Genomic DNA, 7,763 nt, shown 5'->3' with positions numbered 1-7,763 from the left:
ACCCTGCTGACCTGCCTGGCGCTGACATGGCTCAACCCCCATGTCTATCTCGACACGGTGCTGCTGATCGGCTCGATCTCGACGCAATACGACCCGAACGCCCTGTGGTTCGGCCTTGGGGCGGTCACGTCGAGCTTTACCTTCTTCTTCTCGCTTGGCTATGGCGCGCGGCTCTTGGCGCCTGTTTTTGCCCGCCCGCGCGCCTGGCAGGTGCTGGATGTCGGCATCGGCATCGTGATGTGGGCGCTGGCGGCGAAACTGCTGGTGGGGGTCTGACGGGTTCCGCTTGCTCCCGCCCGCGCTTTGGGGTTCAGTCCTTCACATGGCAAGCAAATCCACCAGCGACCGGCCAGAGGCCCCGAACCCCGCCATCGGCGTGTTCTGGATGGTCGTGACCGGGCTTTGCTTCGTGGCGGTCACGGCGGTGGTCAAGATCGTGGGCCCCACGGTGCCGCCTGCGCAATCGGCCTTCCTGCGCTATGCGCTCGGGCTGGTGTTCGTGATCCCCATGATCCGGCCCATGCTGAACGCGAACCTGTCGCGCCGGGCGTTGAAGCTGTTTGCGCTGCGCGGCGCGGTCCATACGCTCGGGGTGATGAGCTGGTTCTACGCCATGACCCAGATCACCATTGCCGAGGTGACGGCGATGAATTACCTCAACCCGATCTACGTCACGATCCTGGCCGCGATCTTCCTGGGCGAGCGGCTGGCCCTGCGCCGGATCATGGCCGTCGTCGTGGCCTTCTGCGGCGCGCTGATCATCCTGCGCCCGGGCTTTCGAGAAATCAGCCCCGGTCATATCGCCATGATGTTTACCGCCGTCGTCTTTGCCGTGGGCTATCTCATCGCCAAGATCATGGCCGACGAGACCTCGCCTGCCGTGGTGGTGGGCATGCTGTCGGTGACGGTGACGATCGGGCTGGCGCCCTTTGCCTGGGCGGTATGGGTGCCGCCCACGCTGGAGCAACTGGGCTGGCTGTTCCTGGTCGCGGTCTTTGCCACGGCGGGGCATTTCACGATGACCATGGCCTTCAAGGCAGCCCCCCTGACGGTGACGCAGCCCATTACCTTCTTGCAATTGGTCTGGGCGACGCTTCTGGGCGCGCTTGCCTTCGGAGAGCCTGCCGATATCTGGGTGATCCTGGGCGGCGCCATGATCATTGCCGCGATCAGCTATATCACCCTTCGCGAAGCGATGCTGCGCCGCCGCCAGGTGACGCCCGCCGTGCCGCAGACCAAGTTGTAATTCCTGAACGCCGGATAGTTGTTAACGTTCATTTCCTGCCTCGGGAATGAGCAGTTGCCCCGCGCGTTGCCTATCGAAAATCCATCGCCCACGATGACAGCGCTTGCACGCCGTGCGGCGCTTGCGGGGGCGGCCCCGGCCACAGTTTCGTGGAGCCGTGGAGGATACCCTATTGAGCCTGGACGCCATCTTCTTCGGAGGGATCGGGGCCATTTCCGAATGTGCCGATCTCGACCGCACCGCCTGGAACGGCGCCTTCAGGGCGCAGGGTCTCGATTGGGACTGGAACTGGGACACCTACCAGTCGCTGGTCTCGACGCGGGACGCGCGCTCGCCCGTGCAACGTTTTGCCGCCCGCCGTGGCGAAACCACCAATGTGGACGCGGTGGAACGCACCCAGGCCCGGCTGTTCGCGGCGATGCTGGCCGAAGGGTTGCCGCTGCGCCCGGGGGTGGCCGATGTCATTCGCATGGCCGCCCGGCGCGGTCTGAAACTGGGGCTGGTCAGCCGGTCTGCCACGGAACCCGTGCGCGCGATGCTGAAGGCCACGGCGCGCGCACGTGGCGGGGTGGGGTTCGCCGTGGCGATCCTGCGCGATGATCTGACCCACCTGCCGCCCCATCCCGAAGCCTACCAGCTGGCCCTGGCGCAACTGGGGGTCGAGCCGATGGCGGCGCTCGCCATTGTCGATACCCCTGCGGCAGCGCAGGCAGCGGCGGCGGCGGGCATTCCCACGCTCGGCTTTCCCGGGGTGCTGGCGCGCTCGGGCGGGGTCGGGGTGCCGGGGCGCGGCGGCGAGGTCATGGTGCTGTCGCCTGCCGATATCGACGCCGCCTGGCGGCGCAGCCTGCGCCCTGCCGCCGAGTAACGCTGTTTTTCGCCCCTCAGCCCGTCTGGCTTGACCTCTGTCAAAGTGAATCGCTTGCGCGGCCTGCTAGGCCTGTGTCCGAACCGGGATAACAATAAGAGAGGAACGCGACATGTCTCATACCCCGCACGAACTGGCCGAAGAATTTCCGGACCAGGTGGACAAGATCCACGAGCTGAAGACCTCGAACGCCCATTTCGCCAAGCTGATGGACGAATACCACGAGATCAACCGCGCGGTGCACCGCGCCGAGACCGGCGTGGAACCCAAGGAAGAGCTGGCCGAGGTGGCCATGCGCAAGCAGCGGATGCACCTCAAGGACGAGATCGCCTCGATGCTGGCCAAGGCCTGATCGACAGGGTTTCGACTGACAGGCGCGGTCGGGGTCAGCCCCCGGCCGCGTTTTCGTTTGCGGCGGCGGCTTCCACATGGGCCTGGAAACGCTCGAAGAACTGGTCGGCCATCTTGCGGGCGAAGCCGTCGATCAGCCGCGAGCCAAGCTGCGCGATCTTGCCGCCTACCTTGGCCTCGACGTCGTAGAAGAGCTCTGTGCCGCCTTCGGCATCTTCCAGTCGCACCTTGGCCTCGCCCTTGGCAAAGCCCGCGACGCCGCCCTTGCCCTCGCCGGAAATGGTGTAGCTTTCGTTTTCCACCACGTCCGACAGGGTGACCTCGCCCTTGAAGGTGGCCTTCACCGGGCCGACCTTCTGCTTGACGGTGGCGGCAAAGCCCTCGGCGGGCGAGCCTGTCAGCTCTTCACAGCCCGGAATGCATTCCTTCAGCACCTCGGCAGAATTGAGCGCGGCCCAAACGGCGGCGCGGTCTGCGGCGATGATCCGGCTGGCATGCATTTCCATGGTGTGTCCTCCGATAGCTGGCTGGTGCCCATTTGGCGGGGCGTGGGGCAGGGCGTCAACGTCCTATCTCGTAGGGCAGGGTGCCGCGCCGGTCGGGGTCGATCTTCAGGTGCCGTTCCAGCGGCGGAACGGATCGCTGGTGGCAGTCGGTCCGTTCGCAGATCCGGCAGGAAATGCCGATGGGCTGGTAGGCGGCGGCGGTGCCGATATCCATGCCGTCGGCATAGACCACCGCCTCGGCATGCTGCACCTCGCAGCCAAGCCCGATGGCGAAGCGCCGGATCGGCGCGTGGAAGGACCCGCCCGATTTCGACACGTCGCGTGCCAGGCAGAAGTAGCGCACCCCGTCGGGGGTTTCGGCCAGCTGGCGCAGGAAGCGGCCCGGCGTCTCGAAGGCCTGGTGCACGTTCCACAGCGGGCAGGCCCCGCCGAAGCGGGCGAATTGCAGCCGCGTGGCCGAGTGGCGCTTGGTGATCGTGCCCGCCTGGTCGACGCGCACGAAGAAGAAGGGGATGCCCTTGGCGCCGGGGCGTTGCAGGGTCGAGAGCCGATGCGCCACCTGCTCGATCGAGGCGCCGAAGCGGACCGAGAGCTGTTCGAGGTCATGGCGCGTTTCACCCGCCGCTTCGGCAAAGCGCATGTAAGGCATCAGCACCGCGCCCGCGTAGTAATTCGCCATGCCCACCTTGGCGATGGCGCGGGCGGTCTCGGTCTGGAAACGGGCGAGGTCCAGCGTGGCCTCCAGCAAACGGTCCTGCGCGATCAGCGCGTATTGGTGCAAGAGCTGGAAGCGCTGCGTTTCCGGGGCGGTGCGCGGCGAGAGCGTCAGTTCCTTGCGCGCGGCGTCATAGCGGCGGATGCCCGCCCCGTCAGCGTAGCGGATCGTTATCCCGGCATCGTCGAAAGCGGCGCGGATATGGGCGTCGAGATCGCCGCCCGCCCGGCCCACGAACCGTTCGGCGGCGTGATCCACGGCGTCGATGTAGTTGTCGCAATAGTGGAAGAAATCGCGCACCTCTTCCCAGGGGCTGGCAGCGACACGGCCGCCCTCGCGCCCGAGCGCCTCGTCGAGCGAGGCAAGCCGTTCATGGGTCTGCCGGTAGGCGCGGTGCAGGTCGAGAAAGGCGCGTGCCAGCGCAGGCGCGTTCGAGGCGGTGAGGCGCAGATCGGGCAGAGGCGGGGCGGCCTCGGTGAAGACCGGGTCAGCCAGCGCCTCGCGCATGTCCGAGACCAGCCGCTCGGTGTCGCCCGAGCCCAGTTCGCTCACGTCGTAGCCGAATTCCTGCACCAGCCCCAGCATCACCGTCGAGGACAGGGGGCGGTTGTTGTTTTCCATCTGGTTGAGATAGGGCAGCGACACGCCGAGCTTGGCGGCGAATTCCTTTTGCGTCAGGCCCATGCGCCCGCGCAGTTCCCTCAGCTTTGCGCCTGCATAGAGTTTCTGGATCGCCATGGCTCGCCCTCGGTTTGCAAAGTCACTATGGGCTTTGCAAATCCGGGCGGCAAGGGGGCGTCAGCCGCCGGTCACGAAGCGTTCGCGCCGGATGGTGTAGAGGATGGCCACGAGCGAGAGCAACGAGCTGCCGAACATGATCAGCACCAAGGGCATCGCCGTTGCGCTGCCCGCCAGGAAGTTGCCCGCCATGTCGGCCAGCCCCGCGCCCCCCGCCAGCATCACCGCACCGCCAAGGCCAGAGGCCGAGCCTGCCAGGTGCGGGCGCACCGACAGCATGCCGGAATTGCCATTGGGCATGGTCATGCCATTACCGAGCCCCACCAGCGTGACCGAGCCGAAGAAGACCTGTGCGGAATCGATCCCGCCCAGGATCGAGGCGAGCGGAATGATCAGCCCCGCGGTGGAAATCACGGTGCCGTAAAGGATCATCCGGTTGATGCCCAGGCGCACCGACAGCCGCGCGGCGACGAAATTGCCGAGGAAATAGCCAAGCGCGGGGGCACCGAAATAGAAGCCCACCTGCGACGGGGTAAGGTGATAGATCTCGCTGCCCACGTAGGGCGCCCCGCCCAGGTAGGCGAAGAAGGCCCCCGAGGCGAAGGTGGTGGCCCCGCAATAGCCCCAGAATCGGCGCGAGGTCAGAAGCTCGGGATATTCGCGGATCTGGTCGCGCAGCCGCCCGGTCGAGGCGCTGGCGGTCTCGCCCAGGTCGAACCAGGTCAGCGCCATGACCAGCAGGCCCGAGACCAGAAGCAGCACGAAATTGGCCTGCCAGCCGAAGGTCTCACCCAGCACCCCGCCAATGACCGGGCCGATCATCGGCACGATGGCCATGCCCATCGTGACATAGCCGATCATCGAGGCCGCCTGTGGCCCCGGCACCATGTCGCGCACCACGGCGCGCCCCAGCACCAGCCCAGCCACCACGACCGCCTGTGCCATGCGGAAGGCCAGGAAGATTTCGGCTGTGGGGGCGAGGATGCAGCCAAGCGTGGCAAGGGTGAACAGGACGAAACTGCCAAGCAGCACCGGGCGCCGCCCGATCCGGTCCGAGATCGGGCCGATCCCAAGTTGCAGGATCGCGTTCACCATCAGGTAAAGCGTGACCGAACGCTGCATCAGCGCATAGTCGGCCTGAAAATACTCGGCCATCTGCGGCAGGGTTGGCAGGAACACGTTCATCGACATCGCGCCGAGCGCCGTCGCCGCGATCAGGGTCGAGATGTGAGGGGGCGTGGCCCGGTCCAAATACCGGACCTCGGGATGTGAACTCATTGGTTCACTTAACGCCGCAACTATCCGCTTGTCCATGGCCCCGGCGCAGGTCGCGCCCTGCGCGGATGCACATGGCGGGATCAGGTCCAGCGGTGGAAGACGAAGAAACCGCCAAGCGCGATGAAGCCGAACCCCACGAGGTGATTCCAGTGAATGGGCTCGCGCAGATAGAGCACCGAGAAGCCGATGAAGATGGTCAGGGTAATGATTTCCTGGATCGTCTTGAGCTCTGCCGCCGAGAAGGTGCCGTGGCCGATGCGATTGGCTGGCACCTGCAAGACGTATTCGAAGAAGGCGATGCCCCAGCTGACGAGGATCACCATTAGAAGCGGCGCGGCCTTGTGCTTGAGATGCCCATACCAAGCGAAGGTCATGAAGAGATTGGACAGGATCAGCAGGCCAATGGTCTGGAAGGCGACGGGAATCTGGGGCATGGACACACCGGAGGCGAAGGATGCGCCGCGCTATCGCAGGGGCGTGCGTCTGCATAGGGGGAAAATGCGGGAAATTTGCAACTATGCAAATGCAAATTCAGCAAAGTGAATAAGTTTGCAAATATGCGGGATTCTGCTGGATTTCGCCCCCGGACTCGCTAGGTTGCCCCCGAATTCGCATGGCTGGACGGGTCGCTCCCGTCTTGGCAAGGGGAGGAAGGGGACCCATGAAAGACATCCTGCACGAACTGGAGCAGCGCCGCGAGGAGGCCCGCCTTGGAGGCGGCGAGAAGCGGATCGAAAGCCAGCACGCCAAGGGCAAGCTGACCGCGCGCGAGCGGATCGAACTGCTGCTGGACGAGGACTCCTTCGAAGAATTCGACATGTTCAAGACGCATCGCTGCACCGATTTCGGCATGGAAAAATCCAAGCCGCGCGGTGATGGCGTGGTGACGGGCTGGGGCACGATCAATGGCCGCATGGTCTATGTGTTCAGCCAGGACTTCACCGTCTTCGGCGGCTCGCTGTCGGAAACGCATGCCGAAAAGATCTGCAAGATCATGGATATGGCGATGCAGAACGGCGCGCCGGTGATCGGCATCAACGACTCGGGCGGCGCGCGCATCCAGGAAGGCGTTGCCTCGCTTGCCGGCTACGCGGAAGTGTTCCAGCGCAACATCATGGCTTCGGGCGTGGTGCCGCAGATTTCCGTCATCATGGGCCCCTGCGCCGGTGGCGCGGTCTATTCGCCCGCGATGACCGACTTCATCTTCATGGTGAAGGACAGCTCCTACATGTTCGTGACCGGCCCCGACGTGGTGAAGACGGTGACGAACGAAGTGGTGACCGCCGAGGAACTGGGCGGGGCATCGACCCATACCAAGAAGTCCTCGGTTGCCGATGGCGCGTTCGAAAACGACGTGGAAGCGATGGCCGAGGTTCGCCGCCTTGTCGACTTCCTGCCGCTGAACAACCGCGAAAAGCCCCCGGTTCGCCCCTTCTTCGACGACGTGGCGCGGGTGGAGGAGAGCCTCGATACGCTGATCCCTGACAACCCCAACAGCCCCTACGACATGAAGGAGCTGATCTACAAGCTGGGGGATGAGGGCGACTTCTACGAGATCCAGGAAGACTACGCCAAGAACATCATCACCGGGTTCATGCGCCTCGAAGGCCAGACCGTGGGCGTGGTGGCAAACCAGCCGATGGTTCTGGCGGGCTGCCTCGATATCGACTCGAGCCGCAAGGCCGCGCGGTTCGTGCGTTTCTGCGATGCCTTCGAGATCCCGATCCTGACGCTGGTGGATGTGCCCGGCTTCCTGCCCGGCACCAGCCAGGAATATGGCGGTGTCATCAAGCATGGCGCGAAGCTGCTCTTTGCCTATGGCGAAGCCACCGTTCCGAAAGTCACCGTGATCACCCGCAAGGCTTATGGCGGCGCCTATGACGTGATGGCCTCCAAACACCTGCGCGGCGATTTCAACTATGCCTGGCCGACGGCGGAAATCGCCGTGATGGGCGCCAAGGGCGCGACCGAGATCATCCACCGCGCCGACTTGGGCGATGCGGACAAGATCGCGGCGCATACGAAGGACTACGAGGACCGTTTCGCCAACCCCTTCGTGGC

The 7,763-nt window shown here is 64.9% G+C and carries 9 protein-coding genes; 5 read left to right on the top strand and 4 right to left on the bottom strand.

Annotated elements, in window-relative coordinates; genetic code table 11:
* The 4 genes from ACEQXV_RS11500 to ACEQXV_RS11485 form a co-directional block, all read left to right on the top strand.
* Positions 1 to 276: LysE/ArgO family amino acid transporter (locus ACEQXV_RS11500; RefSeq protein WP_370269254.1), on the top strand; the 276-nt coding region annotated here is incomplete at its 5' end.
* Positions 277 to 322: 46 nt separating this feature from the next.
* Positions 323 to 1,246, top strand: a complete 924-nt coding sequence (locus tag ACEQXV_RS11495; protein ID WP_370255277.1) for a DMT family transporter — start codon at positions 323 to 325, stop codon at positions 1,244 to 1,246.
* A 172-nt stretch (positions 1,247 to 1,418) separates the two neighbouring features.
* A complete protein-coding gene (locus tag ACEQXV_RS11490) occupies positions 1,419 to 2,114 on the top strand; it encodes an HAD family hydrolase (protein WP_370269253.1) in 696 nt (231 codons plus the stop codon).
* A gap of 112 nt (positions 2,115 to 2,226) precedes the next feature.
* The gene (locus ACEQXV_RS11485) at positions 2,227 to 2,466 is read left to right on the top strand and encodes a YdcH family protein (protein ID WP_370255279.1); all 240 of its coding nucleotides are present in this window, start codon (positions 2,227 to 2,229) and stop codon (positions 2,464 to 2,466) included.
* Between the two features lie 34 nt (positions 2,467 to 2,500).
* Here the strand turns inward: ACEQXV_RS11485 and ACEQXV_RS11480 are convergent, their stop codons facing one another.
* From ACEQXV_RS11480 to ACEQXV_RS11465, 4 genes are all read right to left on the bottom strand, one after another.
* Complete coding sequence (locus tag ACEQXV_RS11480) at positions 2,501 to 2,971, bottom strand: CoxG family protein (RefSeq protein ID WP_370255281.1); 471 nt, start codon at positions 2,969 to 2,971, stop codon at positions 2,501 to 2,503.
* A gap of 55 nt (positions 2,972 to 3,026) precedes the next feature.
* Positions 3,027 to 4,424: a short-chain fatty acyl-CoA regulator family protein gene (locus ACEQXV_RS11475; protein WP_370269252.1), complete on the bottom strand. Its 1,398-nt coding sequence runs from the start codon at positions 4,422 to 4,424 to the stop codon at positions 3,027 to 3,029.
* Between the two features lie 60 nt (positions 4,425 to 4,484).
* Entirely contained in the window at positions 4,485 to 5,702 is a 1,218-nt protein-coding gene (locus tag ACEQXV_RS11470) for a multidrug effflux MFS transporter (RefSeq protein ID WP_370255283.1), read from the bottom strand.
* 80 nt (positions 5,703 to 5,782) lie between these two features.
* Entirely contained in the window at positions 5,783 to 6,136 is a 354-nt protein-coding gene (locus ACEQXV_RS11465; protein ID WP_370255285.1) for a DMT family protein, read from the bottom strand.
* Positions 6,137 to 6,363: 227 nt separating this feature from the next.
* Here ACEQXV_RS11465 and ACEQXV_RS11460 point away from each other — a divergent pair.
* Positions 6,364 to 7,763: acyl-CoA carboxylase subunit beta (locus tag ACEQXV_RS11460; RefSeq protein WP_370269250.1), on the top strand; the 1,400-nt coding region annotated here is incomplete at its 3' end.

It is taken from the genome of Nioella sp., assembly GCF_964229645.1.
Classification (GTDB): domain Bacteria; phylum Pseudomonadota; class Alphaproteobacteria; order Rhodobacterales; family Rhodobacteraceae; genus Nioella.
Note: the sequence above shows the minus strand (reverse complement) of the source record. Positions and strands in the feature narration are given on the sequence as shown.